This window comes from Kitasatospora sp. NE20-6, from assembly GCF_045862635.1.
On the sequence record NZ_BPRL01000039.1, the window covers coordinates 1 to 19,440 of the forward strand.

Sequence of the window (19,440 nt, forward strand, 5' to 3'; positions counted from 1 at the left end):
CCGGGGGGGGGCGGCCCGCCGGGCCGCGGGTCAGGAGGCGGAGCCGCTGCGGCGGCGGAGGCCGACGACGCCGAGGGCAGCGCCGACCACGCCGACGACGATGCCGACGACGCCGAGCGTGCGCGCCGTGGAGTCGTCGGCCGCGCTGCCGGAGGCGGCCGCCGCGGTGTCCTGCGAGGCGTGGTGGTCGGCGGCCGGGGCGGCGGACGCGGACGCCGCGGCGGCCTTGGTCAGGGTGAGCACGGGTGCGGGCTTGGCCGGCTCGGCCTGACCCTCCTTCGCCTCCTCGATCCAGCGGACGATCTCGCCGTTGTCGTACGTCTGCAGGGCCTTGAAGGTGAGCGTGTCGGTGTCGGTCGGCAGGGCGCCGAGCGACACGCGGAACTCCTGGAACTGGCCGGGCGCGATCCTGGCGGTCGCGTCGGCGGTCCAGGTGATCTTCGTGACCGCCTCGGTGATGTCCTTGCCGTGCGACTTCAGCGGCGTGGCGAGCTTGGTCTTCTCCAGGACGGCCGTCCAGCCGGTCAGGGGCTGCACCCGCACCGAGGCCATCGGGTGGTCGGCGGGCAGGCTGACCTCCAGCTTCACGGTGGACGCGGTGTCGCTCTCGTCCGGCACCCGGAACGCCACGACGCTGTAGCCGCCCTGCGGGACGCTGCCCGGCTGCACGGTCACGTGGGCCGCGGCGGGCCCGGCCAGCGCGAGGAGGGCGGCGCCGGCCACGGCGGCGGCGAGGGCGGTCCGGCGGGCGGGAGTGGAACGCATGATGGGGTCTCCAAGGGGAGAGGGGGCGCACGGCGGCTCGCGGCCGCAGGCGTGCACCGGGGCTGTGGTGGGGCAGGTGCGGGCCGTCCGCTCACGCGCGGCACGGCCGGTCGCGCACGCCACGGGCCCTCGGCCCGTCAGCGCGCGAACGCCCCCGCCGGCGGCCCCCGCCGGACCACGCTGTGCCGCAGGACGGCCGCCACCGGCAGCCGCCAGTCCTCCGCCCGCCCGCCGTACGGCCGCACCGGGCGCGACGGCACGGCGCCACCGGTGAGCAGCGCGGCCAGCAGCCCCAGCACCGTGCGCAGCGGCGGTGCCAGCTCCCGGGCCGCGGCCGCGGTCAGCCGCAGCAGCCGCCAGAGCGCGGCCTCGCCGCGCCGCAGCCACCAGCCCGCGGCGACGGCCGCGACGAGGTGGCCGAGCAGCATCGCGGGACTCGTGCCGAGCAGGCCGCCGGCATGGCCGGCACCCGCCGCGGCGTACGCGTGCGGGTCCAGGCCCGCCGCGCTGATGAGCTGCTCGGGGCTGGTGCCGGCGGGCAGGGCGGTCACGCCGTTGCCCGCGACGTCGTCGCAGAGCAGCCGCCCCGCGGCCTCCGGCATCGTCATGCCGGCCATGTGGTGGCCACCGGTGGCCGGGGTGGTGACGGTGTGGAACACGACGTGCAGGGCGAGCTGACCCGCCGCCAGGGCGCCGGTGATCGCGCCGAGCGACCGCTCCCGGCCGCCCAGCGACGCCGCGAGCAGCAGCACGGCGGTGAAACCCGCCGCCAGGGCGGGCAGGGCGACGTCCCCGCCGCCGACCCACGCGTGCCCGGCCGCCGCGATCAGCGTGCACACCAGGGCGAACGGAACGGCCCGCGCCACCCTGAAGTCCCAGGCCGCGGCCGGCACCCCGTCGGTGGGGGCGGCGGCGCCTGCGAACGGGGCGACGGGACGGTCGGTCATGGCCGGGCCATCATCTCACCGTTCACACCGCCGACCGGGGCAGGGTGGCAAATATGACGGATGACCCTTTCGGCCCCGGCGCGGACACTCCGCCGTGCGCCGCCCGGCACACACTTCGGCGCCAGTCCATCCCCCGAACGGGCGGTCCGCGGCCGCGCCGACGGTTCATCGCGGAAACGCCCGGAGATACCTAGTTGTATGTGGAGCCGCAGCCAGGAGGGACCTCCCGTGGACATCTGGTGGACTCTGCACCTCAAGCGCGATCCGGCCAGCGTGCCGCTCGCCCGCCGCATCCTGCTCGGCGCCATGGACTCCGCCGGAGTCGACCCGCAGATCGCGTACGACCTCGGGGTTGCCCTCACCGAGGCCTGCGCGAACGCCGTCGAGCACGCCGTCACGGCCCGCCCCGACGAGGGCTTCCAGGTCACCGCCTCCATCGCCGGCGACCGGCTGCGCATCGAGGTGATCGACTCGGGGCCCGGCCTGCCGCCCGTCGGCGTGCCGCTGCCCGCCGCCGTCCCGCCGCTGCGCCGCACCGGGCGGCCCGCCCCCGCGCAGGCCCGGCCGGCCGGCCGCCGCTGCCGCACCCGCCGCGGCCGCGCCACCCTGCCCGCCCCGCTGCTCGTCGGCCACCGCCCGCGCCGCACCGACGGCCCCGCGCCCTACGACACCCACGTGCTGCCCGCCGGCCGGCCCGCCACCGTCCGCGCACCCGACCCGGACGTGCTGCCCGACCTCGGCGCGGAGTCCGGCCGCGGACTCTTCCTCATCCACGCCCTCACCGACCACGTCCAGCTGCGCAACCACCCCCTGAGGGGAGCGATCGTCAGCTTCGACAAGATCCTCAAGTGGCAGGACGACGCCCTGCTGCGCGCCGCGTCCTGAGGTCCGAGGTCCGAGGGCCGACGACCGGGTGCCGACGGCCGGGTGCCGCTGCGCTCAGAGCCCGCCGCCCGCGGACCCCCGCAGCTCCTCCAGCTCCTGCTCCCACCAGGCGCCGTCCCAGTCCTCCGCCCACAGCGCGGGACGTCCGCCCGCCAGGGCCGCGACGCGGAGCCGCCGGTCGGCACCCAGCGCGACCGCCACCCGGGCGGCCTGCGGCACCCCCAGGACCGTCACCGCGGGGTGCCCGCCGTCCGGCGAGGTCAGCTCCACCGCCGCACCGTCGGGCCGGGCGGTCACGACGGCCGGTCCGCCGCGCAGCCCCGCCATCGCGACGTCCGTGCCGGACCCGGACCCGGACGCCGTACGGTCCGCCAGCCACTCCCCGGAGAAGTGCTGCCGGAACGCCCGCACCCCGCCGTCCGCGGACACCGCCCGCACCTCCGGCTCCCCGGCCCGTCCCACGGCCAGCGCCGCCCGGACCACCGCGCCCTCCAGCACGGTCCCGCGCTCCGACGGGCCCCCGCCGCCCTGCGGCCAGGTCACGCTCAGCAGGCGGTCCGGCTCCGCGACCAGCACCACCGGCACGCCCATCTCCGGGCCCCAGGCCGCGGCCAGCACCCGCGCCTGCCGGAAACCCGGCTGCACCGACTCCTCCGTGCCGCCGCCGGGCGACCACCGGGTCAGCCGCAGACCGGTGTCCCGGCCGGTCCACACCAGCACCCCGCCGCCCGGGGAGGCCAGCACCGCCAGCCCGGCCGCACCCTCGCCCGCCCGCACCCACCCGGCGCCGCCGCCCAGCCAGAGCGTCGCCCCGCCGTCCACCGCGGCCACCAGCGGCTCGCCCCGGCCGCCGCGGACCGCCGCGATCTCCCGGACGTCCCGGGGTGCCCCGGCGGCCGGGGCGAGCCCTGCCGCGGTGTCCGGCTCCGGCCCGTACCAGGACACCCCGCGGCGCCCGCCGGTGACCACGAGACTCGGCGAACGGCCGTCGGCCAGCACCGCCACGCACGCGTGCTCCGCACGCCGTGCCGTCTCGGCGAGCAGCTGCCGCAGCCGCTCCGCCCACGGTTCCAGCGGCGCGGGCCGGCGGTCCGGACGGGCGTCCAGGGCCTGCACCAGCAGCGCCGCGACGTCCGCGGAGTGCCCCGCCCGCAGCAGCTGCTGCTCCGTCACGCGCGCCGCGTCGAAGTCCGGCAGCCGCGGGGCGTCCGGCATCAGCAGCATCCGGGCCAGCGCGCCCACCGCGAAGCGGTCCTTCGCCTCGCTGGGCCGGCCGCCGTGCGACTCCTCCTCGACGATCGCGAAGCCGGGCGTCGCGACGACCGCCGTCAGCGGCCGGTCGAGCGGCGCCAGGAACGCGAGGTCGATGAGCTTCGGCGCCCCCGCCGCGTCCACGAGCACGTTGCCGGGGGAGATGTCGCGGTGCACCCACCCGCAGCGGTGCAGGTCGTCGACGACCCGGCAGAGCCGCACCAGCAGGTCGGCCCGTTCGGCGTCGCCCGCAGGCGACCGCCGCGCCCACTCGCCGACCGGCGCCGCCTCCAGCCACGGCGACACCAGGTACGGGACGCCCTGCTGCCCGGCGGCGCCCGGCAGGTGCGGTTCGGCGCCCACGAAGCACGCCACCGGCACGACCAGGTCGGGCAGTCGGAGCCGGGCCGCGCGGTGGATGCTGTCCTCCCACCGGCTCAGCCAGTGCCGGCGGCCCTCGGCGGTGTCGTGCGGCGGCAGCAGGGTGAGGATCTTCACCGCGCAGGTGTGGGCCCAGCCGTCGCGGTCGATCCGCTCGGCCTGCCACAGCTCGCCCTCCAGCCCGCTGTGCCGGTGCGCGATCAGCCGGTACTGGTCGGGGTCGTGCGACGGGCCCAGCCGCATGCCCGCCGTCCACCGCGAGCCCGGCGTCACCCGGATCCCCTCACTCGTCGCCCCGGTAGCGCAGCCCGAACCCGCCGCCCGCCGTCGGGACGGCGGAGACCGTCGAGGCCGCGGAGACCGGCACCGGCGCGGCGGGCGGTGCCGCAGCGGCCGGGGCGAGGTCCGTCGCCGCAGGGCCGGCCCCGGTCGCGGCCGCGTCGCCCTGCGGCACGCCGTACCCCGTGTCCGGGGCGGTCGCGGGCGCCGTCGGCGGCACGGCGGGACGCACCGCGGGCGGGGGCGGCACCGGAGCCGCGGCCGCGGAGTCGGCGAGCCGCCCGGCCAGCTCGTCCAGCGCGTCGGCGAGGCGGCCCAGCCACTCCAGCCGCCAGGCGTCGTCCTCCGGCCGGGCACCCGGCTCCCGCAGCCGGTCGAGCAGGCCCTCCAGGGCCGTGATCCGCTGCCCGGGCAGGTCCGGTGTCCGGGCGGGCCGGCGCGGACGGAACGCCGCCGCCACGTCCCGGACGAAGGCGTGGGCGTCCGGCCGGGCGGCACCGGTGCGGACCGACCGCGAGACGGCCGTCCGGACGTGGTCCGCGGTGAACAGGCCCGCCCCGCACACCCGCCGGGCCTCGCGGTTGCAGAGCCCGGCGGCGTCCAGCAGCCGGTCGGCGAGGACGTCCCACGCGGCGGCCGCCCCCGGAGCGCCGGCCGGGCCGACCCGGTCCTGCTGCACCCGCAGCGCCTGCAGGGTGGCCGCGCTCGCGGGCGGCAGCGGCCCGTGCTGCGCGGACGCGTGGCGCAGCTGCACCCGCCGGGAGAGCCCCGCGCCCAGCCCCGTGAAGTACTCGGCGAGCACGTCGAAGCCGCCCACCGCCGCAGCGCCTCCGCCGCCCACCCGTACGAGCTGCTCCAGCAGCGTGTGGTTGGGTTCGAGGCCGAAACCGTCCTGGCCGCCGCGGTGCAGCCACTGCCGGTAGAGCTGCGGGGTGCTGATGCCGAGCGCGTGGAGGCGCACCCCGGTGTCCCGGTGCAGGTGCTCCATGAGGCTGACCGGTTCCTGCGCGGCGTACACGACCTCGCCGAGGCCCTGGTCGCCGCGGGGGGCCCAGTGCGCGCCGTCGCTGACGAGCACGATGAGCTTCTCGTTGCCGGGCCTGCCGTGCTGGTAGAGCAGGTTGGCGGCCTCGTGCAGGGCGTTGCCGATGTCGGTGCCGGCGTTCTCCGGCCGCAGCAGCGACACCGCCATCCGGAACTCGTCGGCCGTGGCGACGCTGCCCGCGTCGAGCTCCGCCATGCCGCCGCCCCGCGGGAAGACCTGGCGGGTGGTGTGCGTGAACGCGACGAGGGCCAGCCGGGAGACCCGCCCGCTGATCTGCAGCCGCATCGCCAGCAGGTGCTGGAGGGCGTCGCGGAGCGCGGCGTCCCGCCGCTGCACGGGCGCCCGCGAACCGCGGCCGAACAGTCCGCGCAGCCCGCCGCCGCCCTGCTCGCCGACCGCCGGGATGTCGTCGACGCCCATCGAGCCGCTGCAGTCGGCGAGCACGACGATGTCGACACCCGTCCGGGCACCCGGGGCGAACAGCTCCGCCTCCGTGCCGGTGCCGATCTCGGCGAGCACCGAACCCCCGGCCCCGGCGTCCAACTGCTGGATCCGGTACGGCAGTCCGCCGACGTCCAGCCAGAGGTCCCCGGCACCGCCCGGCGGCACCCAGACGAGGCGGCCGGGCAGGCCCGCGTCGGAGACGTCCCGCAGGGCCGTCTCCAGCGGTGCCTCGGTCGGCGCCTCCAGGCGGATCCGGACGGCCGGCACGACCGGCACGGCGTCCAGCCGCCAGGGCGGCTCCGGCCCCTCCCCGGTGAGGTCGAGCTCGGCGGCCAGCGCCGCGTTGACGGCCAGCACACCGGGCGGCACCTCCGCGACCGGCACCAGCCGGACGGCCGCCTGGAAGCTCTCGCCGGCCCCGGCCAGCCCGAGCAGGGCCGGCAGGCCGTCCGGGCCGGTGCCCGGCGGGAGCGCGGCCGGGGCCACGCCGATCCGCTGGCCGTACAGCGGGCCGCCGGCCGGCACCGTCCGCAGGCGGTGGCTGTGGGACGTCATCAGCGCCTCGCTCACCGCCGGCCTCCCCGGTTGCCGCCCTCGATCCGCACGTCCATCCCCAACTGCTCCCGGTAGGCGGCCACCCGCGAGCCCTGCGGGCCGATGAACGGCCCGCGCAGCTCCGGCGGCAGGTGCACCCACAGCACGGCGGGCCGTTCGCCGCCGGGGCCGCCGGTGCGGGCCGGCTTGTACTCGGCGAGCCGCAGCGCGGCGGCGATCGCCTCGCCCCAGCGCGCGTCCTGACCGCGGACCAGCGCCCGGAGCTCGGCGACGAGCCGCTCGCCCTGGTCGCTGTGGCCGCGCAGCCGGGTCAGCTCCTTGTCCCAGTCGGCGCCGGCCCGCTCCACCGGCCTGACGAACTGCTGCGGACCGCTGCGCCGCAGGTGCCCGTCGAGGCCGGTCAGCGCGGCCCGGACCGCCCGGTGGTCCAGGGCGAGTTCGCGGTGGTCGCAGTTGCGCAGGTTGTGGCTGAAGGCCGCGAGCGACGGCATCCGCACGCCGGTGCGCCGGGCCGCGCCGCAGCAGATCTGGAAGAGCAGCGACTCCACCGGGGCCCCCTTGACCTGGCTGTGCACCCGGCACAGGCCGAGGCCGACGCGTTCGGCGCCGAAGACCTGCCAGCGGCGGGCGTGCCGCCCGCAGGCCTGCCGGCCGCAGGGCGCGCCGGCGAGGTCCAGCCAGTCGCACACGACGGTGCCGCTCGCCGTGCAGCCGGGCTCCTCGCACACCGGGAAGGCCAGCCGGTGGCAGGGCGGGCAGTAGTCGGTGTCCGGATCCTGCGGGTGCCGCCGCCGGTGCTGCTCGCACCAGGCCTTGCCCGAACGGCAGTTCTGCCCGCCGCACCAGAACGACGCGGGTGCGCCGCAGTCCGTGCAGGCGGGGTGGTGCCGGCCGCAGGACGGCGTCAGCGCGCCGTCCAGCAGCACCGCGTGCTCGACGCAGACCCGCTCCGGCCGGCCCTCGTCGGCGCACCAGCGGCACCGGAAGCAGCCGTACCCCTCCCGGCCGAGGGCGTCGCAGTCGGCGCAGCGGTGGACGATCCGGGGGCGTTCGCGGACGGCGACGAGGTCGAAGAGCGTCTCCGGGCCGGCGGTGGTGATCCCGGGGGCCACCCGCACGATCTCCAGCACGATCGTGCCGTGGGCCGCGTCCCAGGAGTGCACGGAGCCGCCGTGCAGCGGCCGTCCGTGCAGGGCGGGCTCCAACTCGTTCCAGAGGGCGAGGAGGTCGTCGCGTCCGCCGCCGCCGGGGGCCCAGCCGCGCAGGTCGAGGACGGCTTCCACCTGCCCGGCGGGGTGGCGGGGCTGCTGGTCGTTCACGTGTCGCCCTCCCGCGGGGGCCGGCCGCTGCGCCGGTCCCCCTGCCGTGGCCCGCCGCCGGGGCGGCGTTCGCCGCGCGGCCGGCCGCCGCCCTGCTGCCCCGGCCGTTCCTGTCCCGGCCGTTCCTGCCCGTCGGCGCGCTGTCCGCCGCTGCCGCCCTGTCCGCTGCCGCCCTGTCCGCCGCTCCGGCTGCCGGTGCCGGTCCGGCCGCCGCCGCCCTGGCCGCCGTCCCGGGGCCGTCGCCCGCGCGCCCGGTCGTCGCGCGCCTTGTCGTCGCCCGGTCGGCCGTCGTGGGGCCGGGTGGCCTGCGGCCCGGCCGCGGTCCCGGCGGCCCGGGGGGAGACGCCCTCCGTGAGGGCGGCCTGCCAGGTGTCCAGCAGCAGGTCGACCCGGCCGGGGGATTCTTCCCGGACGGACCGGAGCAGCAGGCCGCCGGGCCGGGTGTCGGTGAGGTGTCGGCCGATCACGTCGACGAGCGCCGCGCGGCCGTCCCGGGCGGCCCGCACCAGCAGGTCCTGGGAGCGCTGCGGGGGCAGTCCGAGGCCGGGCAGTTCCAGCGGGGCCAGCAGCGGGAAGAGCTCCTCGGCGGTGGCGTCGAGGAGGGAGAGCTCGGGCAGCAGGTCGTCGAGGAGCCGGCGGGCGGCCTCGCGGGCGGGCACGGGTTCGCCGGTGCGGCCGCGGGTGCCGCCGGAGGGGACGAAGCGGGCGCGGAGGCCGTGGATGACCGCGCGGGCGCGGTTCTCCTCGACGAGCCGCTGCGGGGTGCCGCCCTCGCGGCTGCCGTTCCTGACCATCCGCCTGGCGTGCAGGGCGAGGGCGGCGAGGAGCAGGGCGTGGGCGCGGAGGTCGGCGAGCGAGGGCTGGGAGTCGAGGCAGCGGACGAGCACGCGGGGGGTGGTGCCGTCGGTGTCGCCGACGGGGGCTATGTCCATCCGGGTGAGGTCGGCGATGCCGTCGCGGCGGCGGATCTCGGCCCGTACCCGGTGCAGGTGGCGGGGGTCCGCGGAGGCGAGGTGGCGGGCCGCCAGGTGTTCGCGCGAGTCGGCGAGGCGGCGGGAGCCCACCCGGTCGGGGCCGCCGCCGACGAGTCCGTGGCCGCCGAGGGCGATGAGCACCGGGCTGTGCCGGCGCAGCAGGTTGGCGAGCACCTCCTGTTCGACGGTGTCGAGGGTGAGGAGTTCGTGGGTGTCGCCGCCGAGGGGCGGCTGCTGCCCGGGTGCGAGCCGGGTGCCGGGCGGGTGCAGGACGCCGCCGAGCGCGTGGGCGCCGTGGGCGAGTGCGGCGAACACCGCGCCGAGGTAGGGGAAGAGGTCGTCGCGGGCGGCGGGGGTGCCGAGCCAGGCGGCGTCGACCGAGACGCCGAGCAGGCCGGGGGTCCGGTCGTCCGCCGCGATCCGGGCCGCGGGCAGGTGCGGCGGCGGCGCGGGCAGGGCGACGGACCCGAGGACGTGGTGCACGTCGGCACCGGTGACCGCGAGCGTCTTGGTGAGGGACTGCCGGGAGGCCCCCACTCTGGTCAGACTCACCAACACGCCGCCAGCCTAGCCCGTCCCTCCGCCCGGACCGGTGGAAATGACCGATCATCACATGGGCTTCTCAGGAGCGGACTTGTGGCCGGGGGTGGATTCCCGCAGGTCAGGTGACCAGCCGGGTCGGCTGGGCCCCGTCGGTCTGGGCGAGCACCGGCAGGGCGAGGTCCTCGTCGGCGAACCAGCGGCGCCCGGAGACCCGGACGGTCACCGCGTCGCCCAGCCGCAGCGCGTCGCGGTCGCCGAGGACGACCTCGCCGCCGGGTTCGAGGGCCCGCGGTACGGCGCCCGGCTCCCCGCGCTCGACGACGGTGCCGTTGCCGGAGCCGAGGTCGACCGCGGTGATGCGGGGCCCGCCCGGTGCGGCGGTGAGGTTCAGCATCAGGTGGCGGCGGCTGACCCGGCCGATCGCGGGCGACTGCCGCAGCTCCGGGGCCTCCAGGTTGATGCCGTGCGCGAGTCGGCCGCGGCCGAGCAGCACGGGGGTGTCCTGGCACAGCGGGAAGCGGACGAGCTCGGTGCCGCTCGCCGCGTCGGAGACGACCAGCGAGCGCACCGCGCCGCGCGGGCCGGCCTCGGTGAGCGCACTGTTGCAGGCCGGGCAGAGCACGGCGCCCTGCGCGGTCAGCGTGGGCCAGTCCAGCAGGTGGTCGGGCCAGAGCAGGGCCCGCAGGCAGCGGGGGCCGCTGCAGCGCCAGTGGCTGCGCAGCACCCGCAGGTGGGCGGGGTCGCGGACGTCGATCCGGTGCGGCCACTTGAGGCTCTTGGCCTCCACGGCGCGGGAGATCTGCTGCTCGGGCACCTCGCGGATGCCGCTGGGCCGCAGGACCAGCCGGCCGCCGCGGAGGTCCCAGCCGAGGAACCGATCGGCCGCGCCGGCGATCCAGGGGTGGTCCCGGCGCAGGTCGAGGAACTGGTCGCCGCTGACGACGTACCACTGCCGGTCCCGGGCGAGGCGCAGCAGTTCGGGGTCGGCGGTCGGGGCGAGGGTCATCGCGCCGGAGCCGAGCAGGGCGTCGAAGCGGGGCCGTTCGGCCCGGCCGATCTGGTGCCGGAGCGAGCGGTCGGCGATGACGGTCAGCGGTGCGCCGGGGCCGAAGCGGCGCCGCCACGCGTCCTGCACCGCGTCGAGCCGGGCGAGCCGGGGGATCCCGGCGCCGAGCGGCGGGATCCGTGCGGACCAGCACACGTTCGAGAGGTCCACGGCGCCGCCGGCCGGGACGCCTTCCGCCCTGCGGGCAGGTGCATCTGACGTTTCGTCCACCGCTCCCCCTGGCTTCCGGTGCCGGTCCCGCATGCTAGCCGCCGTCCCGGGCGGGCGGGAAGGCGCGGCCCTGTCACCGGCGGCCACCGCCGTCCGGATTGCCGGGTGCGCGGGGTCGGCGGAGCATGGGCGGCATGATGCACCGGATGCTTGCGGAGTACGGCCCTTCCGGCCCTGCCGGCGGGGTGAAGACCTGGCACATCGTCCGCGAGGGCGCTGCGGTCGGCCTGTGCGGCCGCGAACTCGACATGTCCGCACCGGAGCGCGACCCGGGCCTCTGGGACCGCACGCCGAGCCTCAACTGCCACACGTGCGGGGCGGTCTTCCTGCGGGAGGCGCCGTACGTGCCGGGCGAGCACGGCGAGGGGTGGCCCGCGTCGTAGCGTGGGCGGCATGGAGCCGATGACGCCGCTCGTGCCTGCCGCCGCCCGCCTGCGGGCCGGCGATCCGCCGCTCGACGAGCACGTCGAGCGGCTCTGCACCCGTATCGACCGGGTCGATCCCGGTGTCCGGGCGTTCGTGCCGGAGCCGGGCCGCCACGACCGGCTCGCGGCGGACGCCCGGGAGCTGGCGGCCCGCCACCCGGTGGCGGCGGGGCGCCCGCCGCTGTACGGCGTCGCGGTGGGCGTGAAGGACGTGGTGCACGTCGACGGCCTGCCCACGCACGCCGGGTCGGCGCTGCCGCCCGGGGCGCTGGCGGGCCCGGAGGGTGCGCTGATGGGCCGGCTGCGGGCTGCGGGTGCCCTGGTGGCGGGCAAGACGGTGACGGCGGAGTTCGCGGTGCTCGCGCCCGGCCAGACCCGCAACCCGCACGACCTGGCGCACTCCCCGGGCGGTTCGAGCAGCGGTTCGGCGGCGGCCGTCGCGGCCGGTCTGGTGCCGCTGGCGATCGGCACCCAGACGGTGGGGTCGATGATCCGGCCCGCGGCGTACTGCGGGGTGGTGGGGTTCCGGCCGACGTACGGGCGGATGCCGGTGGACGGGGTGATCGCGCACGCGCCGACGCTCGACACGATGGGCTGCTACGCCTCGGACGTCGCGGGGGTGGTGCTCGCCGCGTCCGTGCTGTGCGACGACTGGCGTCCGGCCGGTGCGCCGGGTGTCCCGGTGCTGGGCGTGCCGGTCGGCCCGTACCTCGCGGAGGTCCGGCCGGAGGCGCTGGCGGCCTTCGAGCGCACGGTCGCGGGGCTCGGCCTGCCGGTGCGCCGGGTCGATCCGCTCGGCGACTTCGAGGCCGTCCGCCACCACCTGCTCACGATCATCCGGTACGAGCTGGCGCGGGGGCACGCCGATCTCTTCGCCCGGTTCGGCAAGCTGTACCGGCCGGAGACGGTGGCGGCGATCCGGCAGGGCCGCGGGATCGACCGCGCCGACCACGCGGCGGCGCTGGTGGCCCGTGCCGACTTCCGCCGCCGGCTGGCGGAGGTCACCGCGGCCCGGGGCGTGGACGTGTGGGTCGCCCCGGCGGCGACCGGCCCGGCCCCGCGCGGCCTGGACTCCACCGGCAGCGCGGTGATGTCGCTGCCGTGGAGCCATGCCGGGCTGCCGGCGGTGTCGCTGCCCGCCGGGCGGCTGGAGGGTCTGCCGCTGGGCCTGCAGTGCGTCGGCGCGGAGGGCGGGGACGAGCGGCTGCTCGCCCACGCGGCCGTGATCGAGGGGCGACTGGCGGCGTAGGCTGGCCGCCGACGGCGAGGCGGACAGGGACCGGAGGACGCGGTGGCGGCGACCACGGACGGGCGGGTCCAGCGGGGCAACGAGACCCGCCGCGCGGTGCTGCTGCGGGCGGTGGAGGTGGCCTCGGTGGAGGGCCTCGACGCGCTGTCGATCGGGCGGCTGGCGGGCGATCTGGGGCTGAGCAAGAGCGGCGTGTTCGCGAGCTTCGGTTCCAAGGAGGAGCTGCAGCTGGCGGCCGTCCGGGCGGCGCAGCGGATCTTCCACGACGCGGTGATCGCCCCGGTGGACGCGGTGGCACCGGCTCCGGGCCTGGCCCGGCTGCGCGCGCTCTGCGACTCCTGGCTGGCGTACTCGCGCGGCCGGGTCTTCCCGGGGGGCTGCTTCTTCTCCGCGGTGTCGGCCGAGTACGACGCCCGGCCGGGCCAGCTGCGGGACGCCCTGGCGGCGGCCGGGCTGGCCTGGGAGGAGCACCTGCGCGACCTGGTGCGGGCGGCGCGCGCGGCGGGCGACCTGCTGCCGGGGACCGACGCCGAGCTGCTGGTCTTCGGCCTGGTCGGGCTGCTGGAGGCGGCGAACGCGCAGGCGCTGCTGTACGGCGACGACACGCGGTACGACCTCGCGGCGGCCGGTGTGGAGGCGCTGCTGCGCGGGGCTGCCGCGGCCTGAGGGCCCGGGCTCCGGGCGGGCGTCCGGTGTCCGCCCGTGAAACTGCACGAACGGTCGTGCTAAATTCTCCTCCACGGGTCCGCCACGCTCCGGGAGTCACCATGGACCGTTCCACCGCCCTGCTCGGCAGGGCCCTCAACGGCACCGCCCTGATCGCCCCGCGCCTCGCGGGCCGGGCCGCCTTCGAACTCTTCCGGCACCCGGTCCGGCGCAGCCGCGTCCGCAGCACGGAACGCGAGGTCCACGACCGGGCCCGGCCGTCCGCGCTCACCGTCGGCGGCAGCCCGGTCACGGTCTACCGGTGGGGCGACGGCACCCGGCCCGTCCTGCTCGTGCACGGCTGGCGGTCCCGCGCCTCGCGTTTCGCCGGCTTCGTCCCGCGGCTGCTGGACCTCGGCCTCAGCCCGGTCGCCTTCGACGCCCCCGGTCACGGCGACTCCGGCGGCCGGGCCACGACGATCCTGGAGTACCGCGAGATCATCGCCCGCCTGCACGCGCGCCACGGACCCTTCGAGGCCGTCGTCGCGCACTCCTTCGGCGTCAGCGCCGCCTTCCTCGCGCTGCGCGAGGGAGTTCCGGCGGGCCGTCTGGTGGCGGTCTCCGGCGTTGCCGAGTTCCGCTTCCTGGTCGACGGCTTCCGGCAGCAGCTGGGCCTCGCGGACCGCCTGGAGCGCGAACTCACCCGGCGGATCGAGCGCGTGCTGTTCCCCGCGGAGGAGGCGCTGTGGGAGCGGTTCGACGCCACCCACCGCCCGGCGGAGATCACCCCGCGCATCCTGGTCGTGCACGACCAGGACGACGACGTCGTGCCGATCGGCCAGGCGCACCGGCTGAAGGCCGCGTACGGCGACCGGCTGGACCTGCTCACCACCCGCGGGCTCGGCCACCGCCGGATCCTCACCGAGCCCGGCGTGCTCGACAACGTCCTGGGCTTCCTCGCCGAGCCGTCGCCGGGCCGCTCGCAGGTGCTGCCCGCCTCCGCCTCCGCGGCCGCGCCGCACCGGCTGCCCTCCGGCCCCCCGGGCCTTCCGACCGCCTGACCGCCCTGTCGCCGGACGGGTGACGGACGCACGGCGGCGGGCAGGCCCCCGGGGGAGCCTGCCCGCCGCCGTGCGAACGTGCTGTCAGCCGCCGCTCTTGCGGCGGAAGGTGCGCTTGCCGCCCGCGGCGCCGTGCGTGCCGTGGATCTTGGACTCCCCGCCCGGCCCGCCGCCGGCATTGCCGCCGCCGCCGTGCTTGCGCTCCAGCGCTGCGAGGAACTTCGCCTTGACGTCGTCGGGCGCCGCCTCGGCCGCCGGCGCGTCGACCTGGGCGGCCTCGGACTCCGGCTGCTCGGCGGTTGGGGCTGCTTCCTTGCTCATGACGCGACCTCCGGTACGGGGCCCCGGGAGCGGAGCCGTGTGCAGTGCACACCCTGCCATGCCGAGAGGCACCCGAGGTCACTCATTTCCGTTCGTCGGGGAACCGCGGCCCGCCGATCAGGTACAGCAGGGCCAGCGTCGGGAAGAAGAACGACGCGATCACGAGGACGAAGAACTGCCAGACCATCACGGCACTCCAGGGAACGGGACCGGCTGATCCCCCGACGGTATGCCCGGCCCCGGGCGGTCGCCACCGCGCGCCGGGCGCACGCCGGTCCGACCGCGAAGGCCGGTCCGACCCCTGTTCGGGGCGGGCTCCCGCCCGCAGACTGGTCGGATGCAGGTACAGCTCGCCGGAGAACCGTACGGGCCGGGCCGCGAGAGCGAGGACTTCGCCGCCGCCTCTGCCGAAGCCATGGTGCTGCTGGACGGGTCCAGCATGCCGGAGACCCTGGAGTCCGGGTGCCGCCACGGCACCGCCTGGTACGCCAGAAGGCTCGGCGTGCACCTCCTCGCCCGGCTCACCGACCGCGCCGACCGGACGATCGCGCAGTGCCTGGCCGACGCCATCGCCGAGACGGCCGCCCTGCACGGCGGCCGCTGCGACCTCGCCAACCCCAACACCCCGGCGGCGATGGTCGTCGCCGCCCGCCTGTCCGGCGGCTCGCTCGAATACCTCGTGCTCGGCGACTCGCTGCTGGTGCTGCACCCGCGCGACGGCGGCGCGCCGCGGGTCATCGGCGACAACCAGCGCTTCCCGGGCGGCGAGCTGCTGCGCCGGCAGATCTGGACGACCGTCCCCGGGAGCGCGGAGCGGGCCGCCCTGTACCTCGCGTACGCGCGGGCCGTGCGGGCCGCCCGCAACTCCGGCCACGGCCCGTGGATCGCGGCCGCCGCACCGCAGGCCGCCGAGCACGCCGAGACCGGCTTCGTGGCGCTGGACGGGCTGCGGGGCGTGGCGGCGCTGACCGACGGCGCCGCCCGTTACACGGAGCGGTTCGGCCTCGGCAGCTGGTCGGACGTGCTGCGGCTGCTCGCGGAGTCGGGGCCGGCCGAGCTGATCGCCCAGGTGCGGGCGGTCGAGGACGCCGACGCCGACTGCACGCGCTGGCCGCGGGGCAAGCGCTCGGACGACGCGTTCGCCGTGTACGCCCGGCTCTGATCCCGCGGCCGGTGCCCGGTCAGGCGATCGGGTGCCCGAACGAGCCGGACTGGAAGTCCTTCATGGCCTGCTCCAGCTCGCGGTGGCTGTTCATCACGAACGGGCCGTACCAGGCGACGGGCTCGCGGATGGGCTGCCCGCCCAGGATGATCACGTCCAGGTTGGGGTGGCGCGAGTCCTGCACGGCGTCGGCGGAGACGGTGAGGGTGTCGCCCTCGCCGAAGACGGCGGCCTGGCCGGTGCGCACCGGGCGGCGCTCGGCGCCGACGGTGCCGTCGCCGTTGAGTACGTACACCAGCGCGTTGAAGTCGGGCCGCCACGGGATGGTGATCTCGGCGCCGGGGGTGAGGCTGGCGTGCAGCAGGGTGATCGGGGTGTGCGTCGCGCCGGGGCCCTGGTGGCCGTCGAGCTCGCCGGCGATCAGCCGCAGGATCGCGCCGCCGTCGGGGCTGGAGAGCAGCTTGACGTGGCCGCCGTGGATGTCCTGGTAGCGGGGCTGGGTCATCTTGTCGCTGGCCGGCAGGTTGACCCACAGCTGGATGCCGTGGAACAGGCCGCCGCTGAGCACCAGCGACTCCGGCGGGGTCTCGATGTGGAGGATGCCGGAGCCGGCGGTCATCCACTGGGTGTCGCCGCCGCCGAGGTGGCCGCCGCCGCCGTGCGAGTCCTTGTGGATGAACTCGCCGTCGATCAGGTAGGTGACGGTCTCGAAGCCGCGGTGCGGGTGCCACGGGGTGCCCTTGGGCTCCCCGGCGGCGTACTCCACCTCGCCCATCTGGTCCATCATGATGAACGGGTCGAGGAACTTCGTGTTGATCTTGGCGAACGCGCGGCGGACGGGGAATCCCTCGCCCTCGAAGCCCTCGGGCGCGGTGACGACCGTCAGCACCGGCCGGCCCGCCGTGGTGGCGGGGTCGGGGGTGGCGACGCGCGGGAGGGTCAGCGGGTTCTCGACGGTCACGGCGGGCATGTCGGCCTCCTTCGGGGTTTCTGGCCTACGTCCTGAAGATTAGTTCAATCCTCAACCACATGCAAGTTGAATATTGAACTATGTAGTGAGGGGTCGGGGCGGCCGTCCGCCGGGGCGTCGGTCAGCCGTACATCCGGCGCATGGTGAAGTCGACCATCTGTTCGACGGCCTTCGCGTCGAAGACCATCCGGTGCTCGCCCTCCATGTCGAGTGCGAAGCCGTAGCCGGTCGGCAGCAGGTCGAGCACCTCGGCGCCGGTGACGCTGAAGTGCTTGGACTCCTTGCCGGCGTACCGCCGCAGCTCCTTGAGCGAGCTGAACATCGGGATCACCGGCGTCGGGGTGTTGTGCAGGGCGAGGAAGCCGGGGCGCTCGCCGCGCGGGCAGTGCACCTTGGAGGTGATGAAGATCGCCTGGAAGTCCTCGACCGGCATCGACCCGGTGGTGAACGCCCGGACCGCGTCCGCGAGCGACGGCGGCGAGGGCTCGGGGTAGAGCGACTGCTGGGCGCCGGCCTGCTGGGGGTCGCCGTACGGGCCGGGGCCGGGCATGCCGTTCATCCCCGCCTGCTGCTGGTAGGGGTCCTGGTATGCGGTCTGCTCGTAGCCGTACACGGGTCAAGGCTAGCGGGCGGGACGGCCTCGCAGGGGAGGCGTATCGCACAATCCGGGTGCCGCTGCGGTTGTGGGACGTGACCACCTTCATAAGGCTTTGCCGTGAGAGGGCTTGAACAAAGTTACTGCCGGGTAGCATCATGGTGCGTACTGGTGGGTAAGTGGGGCGCTCGAACGGCGGGCCCACGGCAAGCAGACGAACCGGAGAAACGGTCATGGGTCACTACAAGTCCAACCTGCGGGACGTGGAGTTCAACCTGTTCGAGGTGTTCGGCCGCGACCAGGTGTACGGCACCGGTCCGTTCGCCGACATGGACGTCGACACCGCGAAGAACATCCTCAGCGAGATCTCCCGCCTCGCGGAGAACGACCTCGCCGCGTCGTTCACCGAGACGGACCGCACCCCGCCGGTCTTCGACCCGGAGACCAACACGGCGCCGGTCCCCGCCGCGTTCAGGAAGAGCTACCAGACCTTCATGGACGCCGAGTGGTGGCGCCTGGGCATCCCGGAGGGCATCGGCGGCCAGGTCACCCCGTCCTCCCTCGTCTGGGCCTACGCCGAGCAGGTGCTGGGCTCCAACCCGGCGATCTGGATGTACTCCTCCGGCCCCGCCTTCGCCGGCGTCGTCTACGACGAGGGCACCGAGGAGCAGCAGAAGGTCGCCCAGCGCATGGTCGAGGGCCTCTGGGGCGCCACCATGGTGCTGACCGAGCCCGACGCCGGCTCGGACGTCGGCGCCGGCCGCACCAAGGCGATCAAGCAGGAGGACGGCTCCTGGCACATCGAGGGCGTGAAGCGCTTCATCACCTCCGGTGAGCACGACATGTCCGACAACATCATCCACCTGGTGCTCGCCCGCCCCGAGGGCGGCAAGCCGGGCACCAAGGGCCTCGGCCTCTACATCGTGCCGAAGTACGACTTCGACTGGGAGACCGGCGAGCTCGGCGAGCGCAACGGCGCCTACGCCACCAACGTCGAGCACAAGATGGGCCTCAAGGCCTCGAACACCTGCGAGATGACCTTCGGCGCCAAGCATCCCGCCAAGGGCTGGCTGCTCGGCGAGACCGTCGACGGCATCCGCCAGATGTTCAAGATCATCGAGTTCGCCCGCATGATGGTCGGCACGAAGGCCATCGCCACCCTCTCCACCGGCTACCTCAACGCCCTGGAGTACGCCAAGGAGCGCGTGCAGGGTGCGGACATCTCCAACTTCATGGACAAGACCGCCCCCCGCGTCACCATCACCAACCACCCCGACGTCCGCCGCTCGCTGCTCCAGCAGAAGGCGTACGCCGAGGGCATGCGCGCCCTGGTGCTCTACACCGCCTCCGTCCAGGACGACCTGCTCGCCGCCCGCCTGCGCGGCGAGGAGGACAAGGCCGCCGAGGGCCTCAACGACCTGCTCCTGCCGATCGTCAAGGGCTACGGCTCCGAGAAGTCCTACGAGCAGCTCGCGCAGTCCCTGCAGATCTTCGGCGGCTCCGGCTACCTGCAGGAGTACCCGATCGAGCAGTACATCCGGGACGCCAAGATCGACACCCTCTACGAGGGCACCACGGCCATCCAGGGCCAGGACTTCTTCTTCCGCAAGATCGTCAAGGACGGCGGCCAGGCGCTCACGGCCGTCTCCGAGCAGATCCAGAAGTTCATCGCCGGTGGCGAGGGCGGCGAGGCCCTGGCCGCCGAGCGCGCCCTGCTCGGCGCCTCCGCCGGCGACCTGGAGGCCATCGTCGGCAAGCTGCTCGCCGACCTCACCTCCGTCCAGGAGGACACCAGGAACATGTACAAGGTGGGTCTCAACACCACCCGCCTGCTCCTGGTCTCCGGCGACGTCGTGATCGGCTGGCTGCTGCTCCGCCAGGCCGCCGTCGCGCTCGCCAAGCTGGAGGCCGGCGCCTCGGAGAAGGACATCCCCTTCTACGAGGGCAAGGTCGCCGCGGCCCGCTTCTTCGCCCGCAACATCCTCCCCACCACCGCCCCGCAGCGACTCATCGCCGAGGCCGTGGACAACGGGATCATGGAGCTCGCGGAGGAGGCCTTCTGAGGCCCCTGAAGTCCACCTGACACACCCTCGGCGAAGCGGGGTCCGGCACTGCCGGGCCCCGCTTCCCCATGCTCCGGGACCGGCCCCGCCGGCATCCCGCCCGGCCACCGCCCCTCGCGGCAACACCCTTCGCACCCGGCCGAGTTCACGCATCACCGGCCGGCCGGCGACCCCTGCCCGGGCAGGGCGGCACGCGGACCGTACGGTTCCCGTCCTGGTGTCCTCACCATTGGGTCACCGTTTTTGAGTTCCCCGTGTCATGTCCGTGTACGGGCATATGCTCAG

Annotated in this window: 17 protein-coding genes; 7 read left to right on the forward strand and 10 right to left on the reverse strand. The window is 76.0% G+C overall.

Going from position 1 to position 19,440, the window contains the following annotated elements; all coding sequences use genetic code 11:
• Positions 1–30 precede the first annotated feature (30 nt).
• On the reverse strand, positions 31–765 hold the full coding sequence (locus SNE206_RS24830) for a YcnI family protein (protein ID WP_407915710.1): 735 nt from the start codon (positions 763–765) through the stop codon (positions 31–33).
• 137 nt (positions 766–902) lie between these two features.
• Positions 903–1,712 (reverse strand): hypothetical protein, encoded by an 810-nt coding sequence (locus SNE206_RS24835; protein ID WP_407915711.1) that lies wholly within the window; start codon positions 1,710–1,712, stop codon positions 903–905.
• A 228-nt stretch (positions 1,713–1,940) separates the two neighbouring features.
• Between SNE206_RS24835 and SNE206_RS24840 the strand changes: the two genes are divergently transcribed.
• On the forward strand, positions 1,941–2,597 hold the full coding sequence (locus SNE206_RS24840; RefSeq protein WP_407915712.1) for an ATP-binding protein: 657 nt from the start codon (positions 1,941–1,943) through the stop codon (positions 2,595–2,597).
• A 54-nt stretch (positions 2,598–2,651) separates the two neighbouring features.
• On the opposite strand, the gene SNE206_RS24845 is transcribed toward SNE206_RS24840, so the two are convergent.
• The 5 genes from SNE206_RS24845 to SNE206_RS24865 form a co-directional block, all read right to left on the reverse strand.
• Positions 2,652–4,472: a hypothetical protein gene (locus tag SNE206_RS24845; protein ID WP_407915713.1), complete on the reverse strand. Its 1,821-nt coding sequence runs from the start codon at positions 4,470–4,472 to the stop codon at positions 2,652–2,654.
• A gap of 40 nt (positions 4,473–4,512) precedes the next feature.
• On the reverse strand, positions 4,513–6,567 hold the full coding sequence (locus SNE206_RS24850; protein ID WP_407915714.1) for a vWA domain-containing protein: 2,055 nt from the start codon (positions 6,565–6,567) through the stop codon (positions 4,513–4,515).
• Positions 6,564–7,871: a hypothetical protein gene (locus SNE206_RS24855; protein WP_407915715.1), complete on the reverse strand. Its 1,308-nt coding sequence runs from the start codon at positions 7,869–7,871 to the stop codon at positions 6,564–6,566. The genes SNE206_RS24850 and SNE206_RS24855 overlap by 4 nt, the downstream gene beginning before the upstream one ends.
• Positions 7,868–9,397: a hypothetical protein gene (locus tag SNE206_RS24860; protein WP_407915716.1), complete on the reverse strand. Its 1,530-nt coding sequence runs from the start codon at positions 9,395–9,397 to the stop codon at positions 7,868–7,870. The genes SNE206_RS24855 and SNE206_RS24860 overlap by 4 nt, the downstream gene beginning before the upstream one ends.
• A gap of 109 nt (positions 9,398–9,506) precedes the next feature.
• Positions 9,507–10,604 carry an FHA domain-containing protein gene (locus SNE206_RS24865; protein ID WP_407915717.1) on the reverse strand — a complete coding sequence of 366 codons (1,098 nt, stop codon included), beginning with the start codon at positions 10,602–10,604 and terminating at the stop codon, positions 9,507–9,509.
• Between the two features lie 194 nt (positions 10,605–10,798).
• Here SNE206_RS24865 and SNE206_RS24870 point away from each other — a divergent pair, with 194 nt between their 5' ends.
• The 4 genes from SNE206_RS24870 (at position 10,799) to SNE206_RS24885 (ending at position 14,044) form a co-directional block, all read left to right on the forward strand.
• Complete coding sequence (locus SNE206_RS24870) at positions 10,799–11,047, forward strand: hypothetical protein (protein ID WP_407915718.1); 249 nt, start codon at positions 10,799–10,801, stop codon at positions 11,045–11,047.
• Between the two features lie 10 nt (positions 11,048–11,057).
• Complete coding sequence (locus tag SNE206_RS24875; RefSeq protein WP_407915719.1) at positions 11,058–12,338, forward strand: amidase; 1,281 nt, start codon at positions 11,058–11,060, stop codon at positions 12,336–12,338.
• 42 nt (positions 12,339–12,380) lie between these two features.
• Positions 12,381–13,004: a TetR/AcrR family transcriptional regulator gene (locus tag SNE206_RS24880; RefSeq protein ID WP_407915720.1), complete on the forward strand. Its 624-nt coding sequence runs from the start codon at positions 12,381–12,383 to the stop codon at positions 13,002–13,004.
• Positions 13,005–13,105: 101 nt separating this feature from the next.
• Positions 13,106–14,044, forward strand: a complete 939-nt coding sequence (locus SNE206_RS24885) for an alpha/beta hydrolase (protein ID WP_407915721.1) — start codon at positions 13,106–13,108, stop codon at positions 14,042–14,044.
• Positions 14,045–14,128: 84 nt separating this feature from the next.
• Here the strand turns inward: SNE206_RS24885 and SNE206_RS24890 are convergent, their stop codons facing one another.
• Entirely contained in the window at positions 14,129–14,365 is a 237-nt protein-coding gene (locus tag SNE206_RS24890) for a DUF5302 domain-containing protein (protein WP_405012175.1), read from the reverse strand.
• Positions 14,366–14,702: 337 nt separating this feature from the next.
• Here SNE206_RS24890 and SNE206_RS24895 point away from each other — a divergent pair, with 337 nt between their 5' ends.
• The gene (locus SNE206_RS24895; protein ID WP_407915722.1) at positions 14,703–15,527 is read left to right on the forward strand and encodes an integrase; all 825 of its coding nucleotides are present in this window, start codon (positions 14,703–14,705) and stop codon (positions 15,525–15,527) included.
• A 19-nt stretch (positions 15,528–15,546) separates the two neighbouring features.
• On the opposite strand, the gene SNE206_RS24900 is transcribed toward SNE206_RS24895, so the two are convergent.
• Positions 15,547–16,497, reverse strand: a complete 951-nt coding sequence (locus SNE206_RS24900) for a pirin family protein (protein ID WP_407915723.1) — start codon at positions 16,495–16,497, stop codon at positions 15,547–15,549.
• Between the two features lie 121 nt (positions 16,498–16,618).
• Positions 16,619–17,110, reverse strand: a complete 492-nt coding sequence (locus tag SNE206_RS24905) for an SseB family protein (RefSeq protein WP_405012172.1) — start codon at positions 17,108–17,110, stop codon at positions 16,619–16,621.
• 215 nt (positions 17,111–17,325) lie between these two features.
• On the opposite strand from SNE206_RS24905, the gene SNE206_RS24910 reads away from it, so the two are divergent.
• A complete protein-coding gene (locus SNE206_RS24910) occupies positions 17,326–19,155 on the forward strand; it encodes an acyl-CoA dehydrogenase (RefSeq protein WP_407915724.1) in 1,830 nt (609 codons plus the stop codon).
• Positions 19,156–19,440 lie beyond the last annotated feature (285 nt).

Coding starts and splice junctions, on each gene's coding strand:
- SNE206_RS24830 (WP_407915710.1), bottom strand. CDS start 765: ATGCGTTCCACTCCCGCCCGCCGGACCGCCCTCGCCGCCGCCGTGGCC.
- SNE206_RS24900 (WP_407915723.1), bottom strand. CDS start 16,497: ATGCCCGCCGTGACCGTCGAGAACCCGCTGACCCTCCCGCGCGTCGCC.
- SNE206_RS24885 (WP_407915721.1), top strand. CDS start 13,106: ATGGACCGTTCCACCGCCCTGCTCGGCAGGGCCCTCAACGGCACCGCC.
- SNE206_RS24895 (WP_407915722.1), top strand. CDS start 14,703: ATGCAGGTACAGCTCGCCGGAGAACCGTACGGGCCGGGCCGCGAGAGC.
- SNE206_RS24835 (WP_407915711.1), bottom strand. CDS start 1,712: ATGACCGACCGTCCCGTCGCCCCGTTCGCAGGCGCCGCCGCCCCCACC.
- SNE206_RS24870 (WP_407915718.1), top strand. CDS start 10,799: ATGATGCACCGGATGCTTGCGGAGTACGGCCCTTCCGGCCCTGCCGGC.
- SNE206_RS24890 (WP_405012175.1), bottom strand. CDS start 14,365: ATGAGCAAGGAAGCAGCCCCAACCGCCGAGCAGCCGGAGTCCGAGGCC.
- SNE206_RS24845 (WP_407915713.1), bottom strand. CDS start 4,472: ATGCGGCTGGGCCCGTCGCACGACCCCGACCAGTACCGGCTGATCGCG.
- SNE206_RS24875 (WP_407915719.1), top strand. CDS start 11,058: ATGGAGCCGATGACGCCGCTCGTGCCTGCCGCCGCCCGCCTGCGGGCC.
- SNE206_RS24910 (WP_407915724.1), top strand. CDS start 17,326: ATGGGTCACTACAAGTCCAACCTGCGGGACGTGGAGTTCAACCTGTTC.